At 45.1% G+C, this 20694-nt stretch carries 17 protein-coding genes; 10 read left to right on the top strand and 7 right to left on the bottom strand.

Annotated features, from left to right (window positions below; all coding sequences use genetic code 11):
- Positions 1–28: 28 nt before the first annotated feature.
- From DN752_RS06515 to DN752_RS06500, 4 genes are all read right to left on the bottom strand, one after another.
- Positions 29–631 carry a hypothetical protein gene (locus DN752_RS06515; RefSeq protein ID WP_162633142.1) on the bottom strand — a complete coding sequence of 201 codons (603 nt, stop codon included), beginning with the start codon at positions 629–631 and terminating at the stop codon, positions 29–31.
- 28 nt (positions 632–659) lie between these two features.
- Positions 660–1913, bottom strand: coding sequence for an LVIVD repeat-containing protein (locus DN752_RS06510; RefSeq protein ID WP_112783197.1), 1254 nt, complete (start codon positions 1911–1913; stop codon positions 660–662).
- 103 nt (positions 1914–2016) lie between these two features.
- On the bottom strand, positions 2017–2433 hold the full coding sequence (locus DN752_RS06505; protein WP_112783196.1) for a nucleotidyltransferase substrate binding protein: 417 nt from the start codon (positions 2431–2433) through the stop codon (positions 2017–2019).
- Between the two features lie 94 nt (positions 2434–2527).
- Positions 2528–3988: a S1C family serine protease gene (locus DN752_RS06500; RefSeq protein ID WP_112783195.1), complete on the bottom strand. Its 1461-nt coding sequence runs from the start codon at positions 3986–3988 to the stop codon at positions 2528–2530.
- 312 nt (positions 3989–4300) lie between these two features.
- Between DN752_RS06500 and DN752_RS06495 the strand changes: the two genes are divergently transcribed.
- From DN752_RS06495 to DN752_RS06475, 5 genes are all read left to right on the top strand, one after another.
- Complete coding sequence (locus DN752_RS06495; protein WP_112783194.1) at positions 4301–5467, top strand: 1-deoxy-D-xylulose-5-phosphate reductoisomerase; 1167 nt, start codon at positions 4301–4303, stop codon at positions 5465–5467.
- Positions 5468–5470: 3 nt separating this feature from the next.
- A complete protein-coding gene (rseP, locus tag DN752_RS06490) occupies positions 5471–6790 on the top strand; it encodes an RIP metalloprotease RseP (protein ID WP_112783193.1) in 1320 nt (439 codons plus the stop codon).
- Positions 6791–7198: 408 nt separating this feature from the next.
- Positions 7199–9682: an endopeptidase La gene (lon, locus tag DN752_RS06485; RefSeq protein WP_112783192.1), complete on the top strand. Its 2484-nt coding sequence runs from the start codon at positions 7199–7201 to the stop codon at positions 9680–9682.
- Between the two features lie 189 nt (positions 9683–9871).
- Positions 9872–11278, top strand: coding sequence for an ATP-dependent protease ATPase subunit HslU (gene hslU / locus DN752_RS06480; protein WP_112783191.1), 1407 nt, complete (start codon positions 9872–9874; stop codon positions 11276–11278).
- A 20-nt stretch (positions 11279–11298) separates the two neighbouring features.
- Positions 11299–12024: an SDR family NAD(P)-dependent oxidoreductase gene (locus tag DN752_RS06475; RefSeq protein WP_112783190.1), complete on the top strand. Its 726-nt coding sequence runs from the start codon at positions 11299–11301 to the stop codon at positions 12022–12024.
- 94 nt (positions 12025–12118) lie between these two features.
- Here DN752_RS06475 and DN752_RS06470 read toward each other — a convergent pair whose 3' ends face one another.
- Positions 12119–12610, bottom strand: a complete 492-nt coding sequence (locus DN752_RS06470) for a SixA phosphatase family protein (protein ID WP_112783189.1) — start codon at positions 12608–12610, stop codon at positions 12119–12121.
- 86 nt (positions 12611–12696) lie between these two features.
- On the opposite strand from DN752_RS06470, the gene DN752_RS06465 reads away from it, so the two are divergent.
- A complete protein-coding gene (locus tag DN752_RS06465) occupies positions 12697–12888 on the top strand; it encodes a cold-shock protein (RefSeq protein ID WP_112783188.1) in 192 nt (63 codons plus the stop codon).
- A gap of 67 nt (positions 12889–12955) precedes the next feature.
- Here DN752_RS06465 and DN752_RS06460 read toward each other — a convergent pair whose 3' ends face one another.
- Both DN752_RS06460 and DN752_RS06455 read right to left on the bottom strand, forming a co-directional pair.
- A complete protein-coding gene (locus DN752_RS06460) occupies positions 12956–13243 on the bottom strand; it encodes a hypothetical protein (RefSeq protein ID WP_112783187.1) in 288 nt (95 codons plus the stop codon).
- A gap of 8 nt (positions 13244–13251) precedes the next feature.
- Complete coding sequence (locus DN752_RS06455; protein WP_112783186.1) at positions 13252–14958, bottom strand: helix-hairpin-helix domain-containing protein; 1707 nt, start codon at positions 14956–14958, stop codon at positions 13252–13254.
- A 113-nt stretch (positions 14959–15071) separates the two neighbouring features.
- Between DN752_RS06455 and DN752_RS06450 the strand changes: the two genes are divergently transcribed.
- From DN752_RS06450 to DN752_RS06430, 4 genes are all read left to right on the top strand, one after another.
- Positions 15072–16682, top strand: a complete 1611-nt coding sequence (locus DN752_RS06450; protein WP_245949477.1) for a transcriptional regulator — start codon at positions 15072–15074, stop codon at positions 16680–16682.
- A 154-nt stretch (positions 16683–16836) separates the two neighbouring features.
- Positions 16837–17388, top strand: coding sequence for a bifunctional pyr operon transcriptional regulator/uracil phosphoribosyltransferase PyrR (gene pyrR, locus DN752_RS06445; protein WP_112783184.1), 552 nt, complete (start codon positions 16837–16839; stop codon positions 17386–17388).
- A gap of 2 nt (positions 17389–17390) precedes the next feature.
- Positions 17391–18314: an aspartate carbamoyltransferase catalytic subunit gene (locus DN752_RS06440; protein WP_112783183.1), complete on the top strand. Its 924-nt coding sequence runs from the start codon at positions 17391–17393 to the stop codon at positions 18312–18314.
- Positions 18315–19069: 755 nt separating this feature from the next.
- Positions 19070–20440: a cystathionine beta-synthase gene (locus DN752_RS06430; RefSeq protein WP_112783181.1), complete on the top strand. Its 1371-nt coding sequence runs from the start codon at positions 19070–19072 to the stop codon at positions 20438–20440.
- Positions 20441–20694 lie beyond the last annotated feature (254 nt).

The raw sequence follows: 20694 nt of genomic DNA, 5'->3' as shown, positions 1-20694 counted from the left end.
AACCTGTGACTTTTTACCCACCAACTAATTAGAAAAATACTCCCAATCTGATAGAGGCTCTGTTGAAAGTGAATTTATCCTGATTAAGGGAGTGGTATCCGGGGGGTAGTCCATTTTCGCCAGATGTATTGGTGGGGGCAAGTACGCCAGTGAATTCGGAGATGACCTGTCTTTTGTAGCCAACAGAAAGGCTCAGTTTGGTGTTTTTATCAGTTTTTATCAATAGGCCTATCATTGGATTGATAAGGAACCCGCCTTCCGTCCAAGCCGTGTCGGTGTCCTTTTCGAATAATGCCGTCCCCATACCGATATCGAGCCCAAACAGTGTTGAGAAAGTGGTTTTGGATAGTAACTCTCCTCTTGCTCCTAGCGCAAACGGTATGATCTCGGTTTGTTGGTAGCTATCCACACCAGTGGTGAATCCCAAGCTCAGCCACTGGTTCGCTCTGACACCATTAAATGTCTGGAGTGTAAATGAAGTGTGTGGACCGATGGCCTGGTTGTTTTGGAGCACGCCAATTTCTGTGTGGTTAACATAAGGAAGTGCCTGTCCATAGGCACTTCCTTCTACAAAAAGTATCATCACCACAGTCAAAACAATCCAACTAAAAGCTGTAAAAGTCAATTTCATATTGTGCATGTTAAGCAGTGAAAGTAGTTTATTCGATCGAAATGGAACTCAGTTGTTTGAGTTTGCTGGGAGTGCTGTAGTCGTATTGGGTTATGACCTTACTGCCAATGACGATCAGTGATTTTGGTCCAGGAATCAGGTCGATGGCGTTCAGCCCTTGGAGGTGTTCCAATTGGTTTTGATCGATTTTAAGGACATCTGATACATTAAAACTCTTCAGCCCGTATTCTCCTTCACAGACATACAGGTAATCTTCCGCTAATCCAAGGCCGTGAGGATTGTCCATGGGGTAGGATTTTAGCAGTTTTGGCAGTGATGGGTCAGAGATGTCCAGTACTTCCAATAGGTTTACACCCTGCTGGCAAAAATTACCAGACCGTAGTGTAACGAAGGCGTAGTCATCATTGGCGACTACGGGGTCACAGCTGGTAATGTGCGAATAAACAGAGAGCTGCTGAGGGGTTGCAGGTACCGATATATCATAAATATGCATGCCAGTAGTGGAGCCGATAAAAAGTTTGTCTTTAAAAGGGAAAATAGTTTCGATTCCCCAGCCCAATTGGATCTGTTTGACAAATTCTGGATCTGCTTTTTCGCTGATGTCAAAGAGGCGAAGATCGTAGTCATCCACGGTGTACAAGTGGCCATTGGCAAGGGTGAACCTGGCCATGGAGCCTCCTTGGCCGTAATTTCCCTGCCCACCACCAGCTTCTGCACTAGAGAAATTCATGGCATCTAGCCATATTCCTCCTCCATCCCAAGTTCTGATGGGTTCTTCTGAGGTGATGACCGTGTCTTTTAGGATAGTAAACAATCCCTCTTCATGATTAGTATAATAATTGGTAAAGACGTCTTCTTCACGGTTTACAAGAGAAATGTCACGGGGGTCTGAAATGTCAAAGGAGAGTAGATCAATATAGCTGTCTGCATAGAGGATGTTGTCATTGATGGCCAAGTCTGCAGCTCCAGGGATTTCTATAAAACTGATGTTGTTGGGATTGGCAGGGTCCGAATTGTCTATGACGTGGATCCCATTGTTGGGCTCATTGATAAACAAGTAGTCGTCAAAAACATAAATCTTACCGGTCTTGTTGATGTCTTTTGGGGCGACAGGCCCGACATAGCTGCTCCTGAATACCTCGGTCTTTATGGATACAGGAATTTTTGCTTGATAAGTGTAGGTGCTTTCTACCTGATCTTGGCAAGAATTAAAGCCAAGTATGATCGCAAACAAAAGCAGTGTTCGAAGCATGGCTGCTGCTGGGAGTAAAGGCTGTTTCATGGCTAAATGTGGTTAGGTTAAAAATCCATTTATCCCCTAGACGGCAACCATAATAAAAGCGCTACAGGTCGACTGAAAAAAAATGATAATATTTGTCTTTATGCTATAGGTTAAGTGTCATGTTCATTTTTTTTTCGAAATTTTCGAATAGATGAATGTAATTTTTCAGAATGTTCTGTGTGACCTTGTTCTGTACATCTTCAGTGTAGACAGGGGTGGCTTTGATCCGGCAGATGATCATGTCCAGCCAGCCTTTGCCATCATCGATGAGTTCTTCATTGAAGGCGTCGAGTGTGATGTCCCGGGATCCACTGTATGACGGCCTGCCCTGTTGCTTAAAAAATGCAGTCATGGCATTAAGGGCGAGTTCGTGCGTTAACTCAAATGACCGGTGTAAGTGCTGTTCGTTTTTTTGACTGATGCCTTTTAGGTTGATCTCTTCGATCACTTCTTGCAATTCAGTAAGTGATTCCTGAAAGTTTCCAAAGCATTGTTCACAGGATAATGGTTGTGTTTTCATAGCGGGTGTCCTTTTTCTAAATCTACAAAAATCTAACAAAGAAAGCACCGATTTTTCCGGTGCTTTCCAAATTTAATTTCTGTCTAAATTAAGGTCATCTTACGCTATAGGATTGTCTGAATACCCTGCCTCGTGGGGTGATTCCTTCTAAGACGAGCCTTCCGCTGTATTCTTCCAGAAAAGTGCCGATTTCATCCGGCTCTTCGGCCGGCTCTCCATTTACCTCTGTCAGGATAAAGCCGTTGCCCAATCCCAGTTCACTGAGGTATCCACGTGTAAGTGCGGTGATTTTTACGCCATAGTCGATTTCATAACGATCTTTGTCCACCGTATTGACAGCTTCCAGTTTTGCGCCCAGCAGTGTGGAAGAATAAAAAGCCTTTTCGATGACACCAGTGCCTCCGTGGAGATTTTGGAGGGTGATGTCGGCGTTCTTTTGCTGATTGTCACGTAGGTAATACAAGGTCACTTGATCTCCGGGATAATGGTAGGAAAGGGCTTCTTCAAAACTGCCTTTCCCCTTGATTTCGGTGTCGTCGATGCCGATAATGACGTCACCGATTTCTAAGCCTGCTTTTTCAGCCGCACCGTTACGGATGACATGGTTGACAATGACTCCATCCAGGGAATTGAGGTTCATTTCCTCAGCTATTTCAGGGGTGATCTCTTCTGTTCCTACTCCCGGAATGGCTTTTTGTACCTCCCCGTAATTGATGAGATCATTGGCGATTTTGGCAGCGATGTCGACGGGGACAGCAAAACCATAGCCGGTGTAGGTGCCTGTCTTGGAGAGAATGGCGGTATTGATGCCTACAAGCTCTCCTTTGACATTAACGAGTGCTCCACCGGAATTGCCCGGATTGATGGCCGCATCTGTCTGAATAAAGGATTCCAACGGGAAATCACCTCCTAGTATGTTGATTTGTCGTTCTTTTGCAGATACAATGCCAGCTGTGACGGTGGAGGTAAGGTTAAATGGATTGCCTACGGCAATGACCCATTCGCCGATTTTGAGATCACGGCTACTTCCCTTTTCGATGGCTGGAAGATTCTCTGCGTCGATTTTAAGCACCGCGATGTCCGTGTTTGGGTCAGTGCCGATGAGTTTGGCTTTGTACGTTTTTTTATGGTGGATCACTTCGAGGGTTTCGGCATCTTCGACGACATGGTTGTTGGTGATGATATAGCCGTCTTTACTAAAGATGACCCCAGATCCCGTGCTCACACGCTGTCCTGACCCGCCTTGAGGCCCAAAGAAGAAGTCAAACATACTATATCGTCGATAGTCTGTTCCGGAGAAGTTTTTGATAAATACCACCGATTCGGTACTCCGCTCGGAAGCTTCTACAAAGGAAATAGGGAGTGGGGACTCCGTGGCCTTCGTCGGGGAGGGGCTTGATTCTGTGAAGTTATTGACCTGGTGGGAAAATGACTCCTGATGGCTTTTTTGCACTTCGGCAATAGATAGATGGGGATAAAAAAACTGCTGGTAGGCCCAAGCGCCAAGCAGTCCGGCTACAAAGGCCAGCATGAAAGTGGTTAAGCTTTTTTGCATGAGACGAAATGTTTTTTGATCAATTTACGTTTAAATCCTGTTTCTGGTCACCCATTTAACAATTTTTAATAAATCCATCGAGGGGATTTTTTGGCAGTGGAAACTATGCTATTATCGTCGTTGATATCTGTCAAAATCACATTGATATGTAAAATAGATAACCTTTTTGAAGACAGATGGTTTTAGCTATAGTACTCGTCCAAAAAAGTGCCAAACGTATCAAGGCTGAAAAAGTGGCAAAAAAACCAAGGAAAAGTCTTTGAAGCTTGTAAATTTGTCAGCTTATAGAGATAGAGGAGAAACAAGACATCAATGTCAAGTAAAAAACGCGTGGCCCTATTGGGTTCTACCGGTAGTATTGGTACACAGGCTTTGGAGGTGATCAAGAGCCATGCTGAGCATTTTGAGGTAGAAGTATTGACGGCCCAAAATAATGTAGATTTATTGATTCAGCAGGCCTTGGAGTTTCAGCCCAATGCCGTGGTCATCGCCAATGAAACCCATTATCGGCAACTAAAAGAGGCTTTGGAGCCTCATTACGTAAAAGTATATGCTGGTGAGAAGGCGTTGGCGCAGGTAGTGGAGATGGAGACCATTGATGTGGTACTGACTGCCCTTGTTGGTTACTCAGGGCTATTGCCTACCATCAGTGCGATCAACGCAGGCAAACAGATCGCATTGGCCAATAAAGAGACGTTGGTAGTGGCCGGTGAACTGATTACGAGGCTAGCCAGGGAAAAAGGCGTGAACATCTACCCCGTGGACTCGGAGCATTCGGCCATTTTTCAGTGCTTGGTCGGAGAATTTCATAACCCAATAGAAAAACTGATCCTGACTGCCTCAGGAGGACCTTTTAGAGGTAAGGATCGGCTGTTTCTGGAAAATGTCACCAAAGAACAGGCCCTGAAACATCCCAATTGGGACATGGGAGCCAAGATTACCATTGACTCGGCATCGCTGATGAACAAGGGATTGGAAGTGATCGAGGCCAAGTGGCTTTTTGGGGTTCGTCCTGAGCAAATTGAAGTGGTGGTGCATCCACAATCTATCGTTCATTCGTTAGTACAATTTGAAGATGGAAGCATAAAGGCGCAACTTGGTCTTCCAGATATGCGTATCCCTATTCAATTTGCCTTGACATATCCGGACAGAATGGTGTCCGATTTTCCAAGGTTTGACTTTATGCAATATCCTTCGTTGGATTTTGAAAAGCCAGATATGGAGACATTTAAGAACCTCCAACTGGCATTTGACGCATTGGAGCGCGGAGGGAACGCGGCCTGTGTTCTTAATGCCGCCAATGAAGTAGTCGTGGCCGCATTTTTGAGAGATCAGGTAAGGTTTTTGGAAATGTCCGATATCATTGCCGAAACCATGTCAAAAGTTGATTTTGTCAGCTCCCCCAGACTGGAGGACTTTGTGACGACCGACAAGATGGCAAGAATAAAAGCAAAAGAACTAATTAAGATTAACGAATAACTTATGGATACTTTGATAATGATAGGCCAGCTCTTGTTGGGCTTATCGATTTTGGTGGGGTTGCACGAGGGAGGCCACATGCTGGCAGCCAAAATGTTTGGCATGCGTGTGGAGAAATTTTCGATCGGTTTTCCACCTAAGATTATAGGTTTTAAATATGGAGAAACGGAGTATTCCCTTGGAGCCATTCCGTTGGGAGGTTTTGTAAAAATCTCGGGAATGGTCGATGAATCCATGGACACGGAGCAGCTTTCTACCGAACCTCAGCCATGGGAATTCAGGGCTAAGCCTGCTTGGCAGCGTCTGATTGTGATGCTGGGAGGTATCATCGTCAATGTGATTACGGGAGTGCTGGTTTTTATTGCGTTGACCTACGATCGTGGAGAGACCTATTTTTCAAGAGACCAAGTGATAGAGCATGGAATCGTAGCCTATGATATTGGTCAGCAGATCGGCTTTCAGGATGGCGATAAGGTATTGGATGTGAATGGCCATACCTACCAGAGTCTTTCCGATCTGTCAAGCGGGGACGTGTTGCTAAGCGAAAATGGTTATTACACCGTAGATCGGGATGGGGAGATCATCCAAATAGATATCCCAAGGGGCTTTATCAATTCTTTTTCCAACCAGGAAGCGATGTCCAATTTTATTGATATTGGAAGGCCGTTCACGGTGGAGGAGTCGATGAAAGGTACACCGGCGGAAGAGTTGGGATTACAACATGGTGATAAGATAGTTGCCGTGAATGGGGAGCGAGTGAGGTACTTTAATGATTTTCACCGAAAACTGGAGGAATATACCGGAGAGCCTATTTCATTGGCTTATGAACGTAACGGTAGAAGGATGGAAGGAGAGGTCACTGTTCCAGAGGACGGGATAATAGGCATTCATATCAATTACCTTATCGAGCCGGTAAGAAAACAATACAGCCTAAACGAGTCCATTTTCAAAGGAACAGAAAAAGCCTTCAGTGTGGTGATCATCAATGCCAAGGCCCTGGGTAAGATGTTTACCGGAGAGGTTTCTACTAGAAATGTCAGTGGACCGATCGGCATGGCAAAGATTTATGGGAGTCAATGGGACTGGGTGAAATTCTGGAGTATCACGGGTTTGATTTCCATGATCCTGGCCTTTATGAACCTGCTTCCGATTCCTGCGCTGGACGGTGGACATGTGGTGTTTTTGCTATATGAAATGATTTCTGGCAGGAGCCCTTCCGAAAAATTCCTCGAAAATGCCCAAAAAGTAGGCATGGTGTTGCTGCTTGCCTTAATGGTATTTGCGATAGGAAACGATATTTTGAAGTTATTTACAGGAGGATAAAGCCCTTGTATGCATCGGTTTTCAAAAAAGGGCAAAATCATTTTTGCCCTTTTTTGTGTTATATACCAAGGATTATTCGTAGATAAGTAGCAGGTAGAGAGAGGAGGTGGGGTCGGAATGTGCATTAGCCTATCTACGCCACGCACAGGTATTACGATCTGATCCGCTGCAGCGGCCGCTCATGCCTCTATGCTAACTGATTTTATTGCACTTTCAGCTCTTTCTCGGCAGATGTCGGGACGGACTAATACGATTCCTAATGCATAAACCGGGTTCGAAAACCTGCCAATTTGTACCTTTTTTTTTATTGGCATGTCCATTGAGTTGAATAGGAAAGCCTTAAAAAGTAAGAAGGTGGTTCTTTTATTGTAAATTTAACTATGACAAATTAACAGTCATTCTGTATATATGAAGAAAAATGACAGTTCCTTATATCAATCTCTGATCGTAGGAGACTTTGCGGGAGAAGGAGACATGATCCAGCTGATCACAGATGATGAGGAGGATGAGCAATCACACCTTGAAAATTATGCTGAAGATATTCCCATCCTTTCTGTACGAAACACGGTGTTGTTTCCAGGGGTGGTGATCCCCATCACTGTAGGAAGGCAGCGATCCATTAAATTGGTCAAGAAAGCCCATAAAGGGGATAAGATGATCGGAGTCTGCGCACAGACCAATCCGAACAACGATGATCCAGGCTGGGAAGATATCTACCATGTAGGGACCATTGCCAAGATCATCAAAATGATCGTCTTGCCAGATGGCAATACGACCATTATCATCCAAGGAAAGAAGCGTTTCAAGATCCGGGAGACCCTTACCGAAGATCCTTATTTCCAAGCCAAGGTGGATTATTTGGATGAGACCTTTCCTGAGGGCAATAAACAGATCACGGCTTTGGAGGAGTCCCTGAAAGAGGCTGCTGCCAAGATCCTTCAGCTAAATCCTGAGATTCCCCGTGAGGCCCAAGTTGCTTTGGACAATATCGATAATACGGCCTTTCTGACCCACTTTCTTTCTTCCAATATCAACGCTCCCGTGGAAGCTAAGCAAAAGCTACTGGAAATCAATGATGGCCTGGACAGGGCGACATTGTTACTGGAGTTTATGATGAAGGACATCCAAATGCTGGAGCTGAAGAGTGAGATTCACAAGAAGGTCCATACGGACATTGACCAGCAGCAACGGGATTATTTCCTGCGTCAACAGATGAAAGTCCTGCAGACTGAACTTGGTGAAGAGGGCTCCGAAAAGGAAGTGGAGGAGCTACGCTTAAAGGGGCGGAAGAAAAACTGGCCGGAAGAGGTGGGCAAGCACTTTGAAAAAGAGCTGGACAAGATCCTTCGTGTCAATCCTTCTGCAGCAGAGTATCCGATAGCGCTAAACTATGCGGAGCTGATGGTGGATTTGCCGTGGAATGAGTTTACCAATGATAATTTTGACCTGAAACGGGCCAAGGAAATTTTGGATAAAGATCACCATGGACTGGATAAAGTCAAAGAAAGGATTATCGAGTATTTAGCTGTACTAAAGCTGAAAAATGATCTAAAAGGACCGATCTTATGCCTATATGGCCCTCCTGGTGTAGGGAAGACCTCGCTGGGTAAATCAATAGCAAAAGCCCTGGGAAGGAAATATATCCGGATGTCCCTAGGCGGAATGCATGATGAAGCAGAGATCCGTGGCCATCGCAAGACCTACGTAGGAGCCATGCCGGGCAAGATTGTCCAGAACATGAAGAAGGTACAGACATCCAACCCTGTTTACGTGTTGGATGAGATCGATAAATTGAGTGCCGACTTCCGTGGGGATCCTTCTTCGGCTTTCTTGGAAGTATTGGACCCTGAACAGAACAGTTCATTTGTGGACAATTACCTTGAAGTGGAATACGATCTTTCCAAAGTGTTGTTTATTGCCACGGCCAACTCCCTTGAAAGCATACAGCCTGCGCTGAGAGACAGGATGGAAGTCATTGAGGTGACCGGCTATACCCAAGAAGAGAAAGTGGAAATAGCCAAGAAGCACCTGATCCCCAAACAACGAAAAGAACATGGGCTGAAAGGGAGGGATATTTCTTTTGATAAAGCAGCCATTGTCAAGATCATAGAAGGATACACTAGGGAGTCAGGTGTACGGAGTTTAGAAAGGCAGATCGGCACGGTGATCAGGAATGTGGCTAAATCCATCGCGATGGAAGAGGAGTACCAGAAAAAGATCACGCCGGTAATGGTAAGGAAAATCCTTGGTGGAGAGATGTTTGACAAGGAAATATACCAAGACAATAGCGTAGCTGGTGTAGTTACTGGCTTGGCTTGGACATCGGTAGGTGGAGAAATTCTCTTTGTAGAGTCCTCATTGAGTAAAGGAAAAGGGAAACTCACACTGTCTGGGCAGCTAGGAGACGTGATGAAAGAGTCAGCGATGACTGCCATGTCCTATCTAAGGTCGAAGGCAGATCAATTAGGGATCGACAATAGGATCTTTGACCAATATGACCTGCATATCCACGTCCCCGCAGGAGCAGTTCCTAAGGATGGCCCATCAGCAGGTATTACCATGCTTACGGCGCTAGCCTCGTTGTACACACAGAAGAAAGTGAAGTCAAAACTCGCCATGACCGGTGAGATCACCCTTCGTGGCAAAGTAATGCCTGTAGGGGGAATCAAGGAAAAAATCCTTGCAGCCAAAAGGGCTGGAATTAAGGATATAATCCTTTGTAAGCGTAATCAAAAAGACATCGAAGAAATTCACGAACGCTACGTGAAAGGTGTTAACTTCCACTTCGTGGACACAGTGAGCGAAGTGCTTGATGTAGCGCTGCTCAACCAAAAAGTGAATGATCCTTTGAAATTCACTTTTGAGGAAAACAAGAATACTGTACAAACTTGATGAACAAATCGGCGGGATATGGTCAACTTTCCCGCCGATCTATTTTTTAGATGCTTCTCGACCAACAATGAAAGCGGATGGCCAAACGTTTGAACTATACTTTGCTATGAATGTTTTATGAGTGAACATGGCCATTGGAAAATATGTAAAGAACGAAATCAAAAGCTGATTTCCTGACCAAGATATTATATGAAAGAAATTAATCATTTGACACCAAGACAAATAGTCCATGAACTGGACAAATATATCATCGGCCAGCGGGATGCCAAAAGAAATGTGGCCATAGCCCTGCGAAACCGAATCAGAAGAATGATGGTCAAGAGTGAACTCCAAAAGGATATTGTACCCAATAATATCCTGATGATAGGATCCACAGGTGTGGGGAAGACAGAAATAGCCCGGAGGCTGGCAAAAGTGGCCAATGCACCTTTTACGAAAGTGGAAGCTTCCAAATTCACAGAAGTAGGGTATGTGGGACGTGATGTGGAAAGCATGGTCAGGGATTTGGTGGAGCAATCCATCAATTTGGTCAAAGAAGCCAAAAATGAAGAGGTGAAGGAAAGGGCCGCTGAAAATGTCGAAGATGTATTATTGGATATCCTGATTCCACCGGTGAAGTCACCTGGGTTCAGCACTAGTCGTACTACGACAACTTCTAGCAATGGGGATTTTGACCCGGAAAAAGCCTCCGAGCAGGAGCTCAATGAAAAGACCAGGGAGCGTTTCAGGGAAAAGCTTCGGAATGGCGAACTGGAGGAGCGAAAGGTAGAGATCGATGTCAAGCAGTCCAATCCTGTAGGCGTGGGCATGATAGGAAACGGCATGATGGATGATGCCAGCATGGCCGGTCTTCAGGATATGCTGAACGGGATGATGCCCAAAAAGACCAAAAAAAGAAAAGTGACCATAGCTGAAGCCAGAAAGATCCTTATGGAGGAGGAAGCTTCCAAGCTGATTGATTTTGATGAGGTAAAAGAAGAGGCCATTCACTTGGCAGAAAACAACGGCATCATATTTATTGATGAGATTGACAAGGTGGCCAAGAGCAGTAAAAGCAGCAGTGGACCTGATGTCAGCAGAGAAGGTGTCCAGCGAGATTTGCTTCCTATCGTAGAGGGGAGTGCGGTCAATACCAAGTACGGGCTGGTTCATACAGATCACGTGCTGTTTATCGCTGCAGGAGCCTTCCATGTCAGCAAGCCTTCCGACCTGATTCCTGAACTCCAGGGGCGTTTTCCCATAAGGGTGGAGCTTGACAGCCTGACGCAGGAGGACTTCAGCCGCATTCTGAGAGAACCTAAAAACGCCTTGACCAAACAATATCAAGCACTCTTTGATGCCGAGGACGTATCACTGGAGTATACCGATGATGCCATCGAAGAAATCGCGCGGATCGCCTTTAAGATCAATGAAGATGTGGAGAATATCGGGGCAAGACGCTTGCACACGGTAATGAGCCATCTGCTCAATGACTTCTTGTTTGATGTTCCCGACACCATTGAGGCCAATGCCAAGATCATGGTGACCAAGGAAATGGTTGGAGAGCGTTTGAGCTCATTGGCCCAAAACAAGGACTTATCACAATATATACTTTAAGTAGAGAATCCCCCTTAGGAATGACAAATCTATTTATCTTAACTGGATGTAGCAAAGGATTGGGCAAGGCACTTTTGGAGGTGCTCTTGGCGGATGCGGAAAATATGGTGGTTGGGATTTCCCGGTCGCCGATGAAAGGCGCAGGCAATTTTAAGCACCTTACGCTTGACCTTACCGATGCGGAAGAGTTGTCCAGTAGGCTAGATGAGCTCTTTCCGGAGGGGGACTATAAAAAAGCAGTATTGATCAATAATGCGGGATGGATAGGGGAGATCGCGCCGATTGGCCGTTTGGAGCCGGCGGGAATAGCTAAAATTCACGCGGTCAATGTCATCGCTCCGGCGATTTTGATGAATGCATTTGTCCAAAGGTTTGCCATGGAGCCTATGGAGAAAACGGTTGTGAATATCTCATCAGGAGCCGCAGAGAAGAACATGGATGGTTGGTCAGGGTACAGCAGTTCCAAGGCTGCGCTAAACCGGATGACCGGAGTTGCGCAGCAGGAGAGTGAGATGAAAGGGTACGGCATCCGCTATTTTGCCCTTTCTCCTGGGATCGTGGATACGCCCATGCAAGAGGATATCCGCGCTACGAAGCAGGAAAACTTCAGCCATGTGGAACAATTCAAGTCCTTTAAAGAAAACCATGAGTTGACATCTCCTAGTGCGGTAGCGGAAAAGGTAGTCTTTTTATTGGACCATGAAGAGGAATTTGATGGGGTCTTGCAGGATGTGAGGAAGTTTTAACCCTGTTTATTCATTAAGGCCCGTTATGAGGTTAGAAACTCCCGGGTTTTAAAACTGCCAAAGTGCTCGTTGATCTGGTGAGAAGGAAGACAGATCAGCTTTGTTTTTTAGGGTAGTCAACAAACCAAACTTTAGCATTTTTTTGACCTATTTCTTTCCAATTGTCCGCGTCAAATATAAAACCAAATTGTCCGCAGGTGGGGAGGTTGTCTATTTGCCCACCCAACTTCCAGATCAGCTCATTGAAACCAGGATTGTGCCCAAAAACCAAGGCGGTATGTTTGTGATTTGGGATGTTTTGGATGGTTTTTAGGATAGTGTTGGCTGAGGCGTGGTAAAGGACAGGAGCGAGGACGATCTCATTTTTGGGGAAGTGGAGGTTTTCTGCAGTGATGTAAGCGGTAGCTTTTGCTCTCTCGGCATCAGAGGACAGGAAATGATCTGGTGAAATACCTCCTTTTTTAAGTCGCTGTGCCATGCGCGGAGCATCCCGGAGCCCTCTTTCAGCAAGGGGGCGGAGATGATCATCCAAATAAGGATCTTCCCAAGAAGATTTGGCGTGTCTATAAATAATCAAATTTTTCATAGTAAAAAGATACGAAAAATCTGTTTTTTTTTTAGGTGAAATTTTATAGTTTGTTGGTTCATTTAACCACTAACAATTGATTTATTATGCTTACCGGAAAAGTGAAATTTTACAATGAAGCTAAAGGATTCGGTTTTATCATTGACGACGAATCCCAATCAGACGTCTTTGTCCATGCTACGGGCTTGGTAGAAAAAGTAGTACAAAATGACAAAGTAGCTTATGATGTTAAAGAAGGAAAAAAAGGATTGAATGCTATAAATGTGAGAAAAGCATAGTGTCGTATCAGTCATTTTTTGTCAAAAGGGAGCTTCAGAAAGCTCCCTTTTTATTGCGATAGACAGCTTATCTCAGCATAAAAAAGACGAGTGCTACGCCCAATACGATCACCATACTTTTGGCCTTGTCTTTAGGGCCTTCAGCGATTTTTCTCATACGCAAAACATAGACGGCAATGCTTAGCGCAATCAATTGTGCCAATAGCCCAAATCCATTGAGAAAATTAAGCTTTTGAGGGTCAAAGATAGTCCATACGGTATTGGCCAGAGGAATGATGCATAGCAATATGCCAACCAACCCAATGATGAAACAACGTTGAAGTAATTTGCGGGGATCTTGGTCTATCCAGCTCATAGGGTTGATTATTTTTTGAGGTTTTCTTTTCTCTTGGTGAAGTGCTCTTCAATCTCTTTTAGGCTCATGGCATTTAGCGTCATGTCTTTGGTGAGACCGCCTTTTCGACCCACCAGTACTCCGTATTTCATATGGAAGTAGCCGTTTTTTTCATGGGCGTCGGGATTGATGGAAAGCATGACTCCTTTTTCTATGGCATAGTGCACCCAGCGCCAGTCCAGGTCCAAACGCCAAGGATTGGCATTGATTTCGATGGTCACATTGTTTTCGGCACAGGCATCGATGATGGCTTTGTGATCAATGGGGTAACCCTCTCTTCTTAGGAGTAAGCGGCCTGTAGGATGTCCGAGAATTGTCGTGTAGGGATTTTCAATGGCCGTTATCAGCCTTGCTGTCGCCTTTTTACGGTTCATGTTAAGGCTGCTGTGGATGGACGATACGATGAAGTCAAACGAGGCCAAGATGTCTTCTGGGTAATCCAAGCTGCCGTCCACCAAGATGTCACTTTCGATACCACTGAATATCCTAAAAGGAGCCATCTCCTTGTTAAGGCTGTTGATTTCTTCCTGTTGCTGGGCCACTTTGTCGATATCAAGTCCACCAGCGTACATTGCCGTCCTACTGTGATCTGATATTCCCAGGTATTCATAGCCTAGCTCTTGGCAATACTGTGCCATTTCCTTTAATGTATGTTTGCCATCACTGTAGGTGGAGTGGTTGTGCAGGATTCCCTTGAGGTCTTTTTCTTCCAATAAGATGGGTAGTTTGTTTTCCTTGGCAAGTGGGATTTCAAATTGCCCTTCTCGCAATTCAGGAAGGACATACGCCAGACCTGCTTCTTTATAAGCCGCTTCTTGGCTGTCAAAATCACCAGTTTTGAAAAAGCTGCCGAGTGGCTTGCCATCATCCATTGGCGATAATAAATGGGCGCGGCTAGCGCTTCGAAGCAGTTGTTCATTCACAAAAGTGGAGGGGGAAGTGATAAAGAAGACTACGCTTAAGTCCCGTTCTCCAATTTTTCCTCGCCAAGTGAAGGGGCTAGATGATTTTTTGTCCTGATGGAGGTCATCCAGCGATGAGAGCTTTTGGAGGGTGTTTTTACGGTCGTCACTTTTGATGAGCCATTCCACCTGTTCGATGATTTCGGTATTACGGGCATATGCACCGGTGAGGGAAACAGCGTCTTCGCCAAAAAGTGTCACCAGTTCTTTATGGAGTGTTTCTACTTGCTCTTCTACGTCTGCATAGTGCCATTTGCCTTGGTTGGAGGCCATGAATTCCAGGGACTGGATAATGCTTTCTTGGGTTTTTTTGCCAAACCCCTTGATCTTGGCCACTTCCCCGGACTGGCAGGCTTCCAATAGCTCATGGACAGAAGTGATGTTAAGCTCCTTCCAGAGTACTTTGATCTTTTTTGGCCCAAGGCCTTTGATATCCAACACCTCCAAAAGTCCCTTGGGAGTATCCCGCAGCAATTGTTCCAAGTAGTCATGGGTGCCAGTTTCCTGTAGCTGTACGATGACCTCGGCGATGCTTTTGCCAATGCCGTTGATTTTTTGCAGTGCCTCTTTGTCCAGGTCTTCCAGGCTGACGCTGCCCTGGTCGATGGAGTAGATGGCAGAGGTGTAACTTCGGATTTTGAAGGCGTTCTCCTCATGCAGCTCCATCAGCTGAGAGGTGAGTTTGAGGATTTTGGTAATGTTTTTATTATCCAAAGCTTTTGTCGGTTTGGGTTGGTATCAGGGACAAATGTCCGTAATTATTGTTTTAAAATAAAATACTAAGCCTTATCTTATGGTACAATCAAGTTAGAAAGATGAAGTTACCAATGCATAAAAATCTACTGTTGTTTTTTCTGCTGGCAGCCCTGCCGGTGTACGCTATGGCCCAAGTGCAATTTGTCCAGCGGGCAGAGGTGCCTACTGAGTGGAGCGATCGTGATTATATCGTGTTGCCCACCCAGGAAGGAACTATTGGGTTTAGGGTGAAAGCCCGAAAAGGCTTCAGTCTTGAGCAGCGGTTGCAGTACTTCTTTACCAATATGCGGCTTCAGGGATCCGGCGTGTATGAAGTGCCGATAAAGGATTATTTTGACTTGATTGGGTTTGACCTGGATGATGATTATCTATACACTCTTTTTCAAAAAGGCGAGAGTTATTCCAGTGAGAAGGTCGTCTACGAAGTGGATCTTGCTACCCATCAGGTCAGGGAGGTGGCACTGGACAATATTCTGGAGATGGAGTTGCAGGAATTTTTGATCATGGAAAAAAAAGCCATCCTTATGGGCATGATGGACTATCGCCCAGCCATTCAGCTACTGGATACTGAAAATGGAAGTGTAATTACCGTGCAAGGGGTATATGCCAATGAGGTGAGTATTTTACAGTTGCGGAAAGATCCCGAGCTGAAGGTGTTTGACGTTTTGGTAAGCAAGCGAGATCGGTACAAGAAACGAAGTCTGGCAGTTATGACCTTTGATCTAGAGGGCAATAAGCTGCGGGAAGTAAAAGTAGAGCCTAACAACCGACCGGATTTGGAAATCGCAGAAGGGATACTCACACCGATGGACGACTACAGCCAAGTCTTGATTGGCCCCTTTGGCCAGCGCAAGCGTGACCCTAATATGGGGGTGTATTTTTCCAAAATCAATGAGTTTGGGGAATATGAAAATAGGTTTTTGACATTGGCTGATTTCAAGCAGTTTTATAATTATTTGCCAGAAAAACAACAGGCCAAAAGGGAGAAAAAGCTGGAAAGGGACATAGAAAAGGAGAAGGACCTGACCCTTTCTAATACCTTGGTCACCCGGGGGATAGTAGCCGGAGAAAACTATTTTTTGGTGTATAATGATTATTATTTGACCAGCTCTGGGCGGACTTCACCACGTGACATGATGTACAGCAGTGATTTTTATCGCTATGCCCCCATGAGCATGCGCAATAGGGTTCGGCCCGGTGGATATCCTTGGTACTATCCCGGCTCGGATGCGATGGCCAACAATGAATACAAATTTATGGCAGCCCAATTTATATTGCTTGATGAACAGGGGCAGCTCGTGTGGGACAATTCCCTTTCGCTGGAGGATGTGACCACCTCCAGTCCTGGGAAATTTGGGGAAGTCAGCTTTGATGGCGAGGATCTCTATTACCTTTATTTAGAGGATGAAAAGCTCAAACTAAGCTACTTGCAAGATGGTGAAATCGAGCTGCAAAATGAGGAGATGCCACTGGCACTCATCAATGGAAGTGAGCGCATCAAGGACACCCAAGCGGAAAGCCTATCGCTGAGCTGGTGGTACGGGAATTACTTTTTGCTTTCGGGAAAGCAGCGCATTCGTTTTTTGGATGAAGAGGGCAGGGAAGCCACCCGTGAAGTGTTTTTTATGACCAAGGTTCTTGCGGATGCTTCTTTAAAGAAAGAAGCCGAAAAAGAAGATTAATCCCGAGATATGCATGCATCGGGATAGTGATCATTGGGCACGTAAGAGGAAGGTGGTCACAGGGAGGACGGTAAGTGCTTCTGCCAGTGTATTTCTCTAACAGAAGGGGTTCTGGCTGGCAATTTATTTCTATATTTGTGCTCAAATCACAGTTATGCAAAAAAGACTCGTCTTAGACCAGAAGCAAATATCAATAATCCTGGACAGGTTCTGCTACCAGCTGATTGAAAATCACGATGATTTCGACAATACCGTACTCTTGGGCTTGCAGCCTCGGGGTGTGATGGTGCTGGACCGTCTGGAAAAAAGGTTAGAAGAAATCAGTGGGGTAAAGGTTCCGTCAGGTTATTTGGACGCTACTTTCCATCGTGATGATTTTCGAAGGAGGAATATCCCCCTAAAGGCCAATGAGACAAAGATTGATTTTTTGATTGAGAACAAGCATGTGGTGTTGGTGGATGATGTGCTTTTCAAAGGGCGTTCTGCCCGGGCGGCCATGGATGCCATGATCGCCTTCGGAAGGCCAAGAAAAGTGGAACTGATGGTGTTAATTGACAGGAAATATACGCGTGATTACCCTATTAAGCCTGATTATTGTGGCAGAGAGGTCAATACCTTGGAAAGCCAGTACGTCAGTGTGGAGTGGGCATTGAATGGATTTGAGGAGGATGCGATTTGGATAACCGAAAAAGAAGTTAACAGCTAAGGATGCAACAGCTAAGTACCAAACATTTATTGGGTATCAAAGAATTGGATGAGCAGGATATCCAACTGATTTTCGAGACTGCCGATAACTTTAAGGAGGTTATCAACCGACCGATCAAGAAAGTGCCCTCGCTGCGTGATATTACTATTGCCAATGTGTTTTTCGAAAATTCTACACGAACAAGGTTGTCATTTGAATTGGCAGAGAAACGCCTTTCAGCAGATGTAATCAACTTTTCCTCCAGCAATAGCTCTGTAAAAAAAGGGGAAACCTTGGTGGATACGGTAAACAATATCCTTTCTATGAAAGTGGACATGGTGGTGATGCGCCATAGCAGTCCGGGAGCACCGCATTTTCTTTCTCGAAATATCGATGCCAATATTGTCAATGCAGGGGATGGCACCCATGAGCACCCGACCCAAGCGTTATTGGATGCTTTTTCTATCCGGGAAAGGCTAGGAGATGTGGCAGGAAAAAAAGTAGCGATCATAGGTGATGTCCTCCATTCGAGGGTGGCACTTTCCAATATTTTCTGCCTGCAGAAATTAGGAGCGGAAGTAATGGTCTGCGGGCCAATAACCTTATTGCCAAAATACATTTCCAGTCTCGGTGTGAAGGTGGAGCTTGATGTGAAAAAAGCCTTAGAATGGTGTGATGTGGCCAATGTACTGCGGATCCAGCTGGAAAGGCAGCAGATCAAGTATTTTCCCTCCTTACGTGAATACTCCCTGTACTATGGCGTGGATAAAAAGCTCCTCGATCAGCTGAATAAAGAAATCGTCATCATGCATCCAGGGCCTATCAATAGAGGAGTAGAGCTCAACTCAGATGTAGCGGACAGTGAGCATTCGATCATCTTAAATCAGGTGGAGAATGGTGTTGCCGTGCGAATGGCGGTGCTGTACCTACTGGCAGGAGTAAAGTGATATAATAGAAAACAATAGCTAGTATAAGAAAGCGATCAGTTTACTGGTCGCTTTTTTTTGGTGCGCTTTTGTCGATTTGATCTGGGAAGTAGTGCGGGAAAATGCCAGGGCAAACTCATTTAAAAAAAAAATGTTCCTATTTGCATTTATATCTGCCGTTCCTACGGAACTTACCCTTTTGTGTGTGATCATTTTTTGTTGTCACCTGCACCTTCTATATGACCCTCCGCCAAAGGCGGATTAGGCAGGATGCTCAGTTGCTAACGCCTATTCAGGGTTTAACCTCAACCAAGCCAACCACATATACATGAGCAGATAGGTGCGATGGCTTGTACGATCCAAAACTGCTTCAAAATCAGCCGTTTCACTTTAGTTTTCGGCATTAGCGTAGCGGTGCTACGCTAATGCCTCCAAACTAACTGATTTTCTTGCAATTTCAGCTCTCACTACGATTCCTAACACATAATCCGGGTTTAAGCGTTGACTTGACCCTAGGCTACTGCGGTTTCCAATGTACAAATCGGGGCAAAGTGCCAGCGGCACGACAAATTTTGTAACCTGCGGATTCATCCGCAGGAACTTAAGCTCTCCTAAACCTCCCGAAGGAGTGCCAGCGGCACGGATGATAGCTATGCCTACACGAAAAGTGTTTCCCTTCAAAAAACTAAACGCGTTTGCCCTTGGGAAAATGCCTTGTCATCGTCTAAAGTGAAAAATATTTGTAAATTGTCCTAAAGAAAAAATCCTAGTAAAAAATGATATACAATTCGATCATCGACACCATTGGCGATACTCCTTTGGTGAAGCTCAATAAGCTCAGCAAAGGCATCAAGGGGAAGGTTTATGTGAAGGTGGAATATTTCAATCCCGGCAATTCCGTGAAAGACAGGATGGCCATAAAAATGATAGACGATGCTGAAAAATCCGGAGCCTTGAAGTCAGGGGGAACCATCATAGAAGGTACAAGTGGCAATACAGGTATGGGGCTGGCATTGGTAGGAATTGCACGAGGCTATAAGTGTATCTTCACCATGGCAGATAAACAATCCAAAGAAAAGATCGACGTACTCAAAGCGATGGGAGCTGAAGTGATCGTATGTCCTACCAATGTGGCACCAGATGATCCCCGCTCTTATTATTCTGTAGCCAAAAAACTCAATAATGATATTCCCAATTCATTTTATCCCAACCAGTACGATAACCTTTCCAACTGGAAAGCCCACTATGAGACCACTGGTCCAGAAATATGGAAAGATACTGAAGGGGGGATAACCCATTTTGCAGCAGGAGTGGGGACTGGAGGGACGATGAGTGGAACGGCCAAGTACCTGAAAGAACAAAATGCAGGAATAGTTTCCGTAGGCATTGACACCTATGGTTCTGTGTTCAAAAAGTACAAGGAGACAGGGGCGTTTGATGAAAATGAAATCTATCCTTATCTCACAGAAGGTATTGGTGAGGATATTCTTCCTGCCAATGTGGACTTTTCAGTGATCGACCACTTTGTGAAGGTTACCGATAAAGATGCTGCGGTGATGACCAGGAGGCTCTCTAGGGAGGAAGGGCTTTTTGTCGGCTGGTCTTGCGGCTCGGCAGTGCACGGTGCTTTGGAGTATGCCCGTCAGCACCTGCAGGAAAATGATACCATGGTGATCATTCTTCCAGATCATGGAACCCGGTACCTAGGCAAAGTCTATAATGATGATTGGATGAAAAATCACGGGTTTTTGGAAGATAATACCTTTGGGACTGCTAGGGACATCATATCCAGTAGGAATGGAGCATATGAGCTGGTAGTGGCTTCCAAGGGAGAGAAGGTGAAGTCAGCCATTCATTTGATGAATGAGAGGTCCGTTTCACAGATTCCAGTGATGAACGATGGCCAGGTTATAGGCAGCCTGACTGACACCAAATTACTGAGCAAGATCATTCAAAAGCCTGAATTGAAAGATGCGTGTGTGGAAGAGGTCATGGAGGAGTCCATGAAATTTGTTGCCCTGGACAGTACATTGGATGTATTGTCATCTATGGTGGACAAGGACAAGGCGGTATTGGTTCGGGACGACTTACATCAGGTTCATATTATTACCAAACATGATATTTTAGGTGCCATTACGAAGGTGTAGCAATTAATGTCGTTTAGCTAGGATAGAGCTGAAAGTGCAATAAAATCAGTTAGTTTGGAGTTGTGGGCGTAGCAACGCTACGGTTACAACTCCAAACTAAAGCGAAGCGGCGGATTTTGTCCGCCGTGGCGGATCAGGTCGCAATAGATAGGCTAATGCATATTCGGGGTTTAACTAAACGGTATTGAGACCGGGTTAAAAGGAAGCAGTTGAGTTGGTGATTATGTGTGATAAAATGGTGATATTCGAATTTT

Source organism: Echinicola strongylocentroti, assembly GCF_003260975.1.
GTDB classification, from domain to species: Bacteria; Bacteroidota; Bacteroidia; order Cytophagales; family Cyclobacteriaceae; genus Echinicola; species Echinicola strongylocentroti.
The sequence above is the reverse complement of the archived record's forward strand: the minus strand, read 5'-3'. Positions and strand labels throughout refer to the sequence as shown.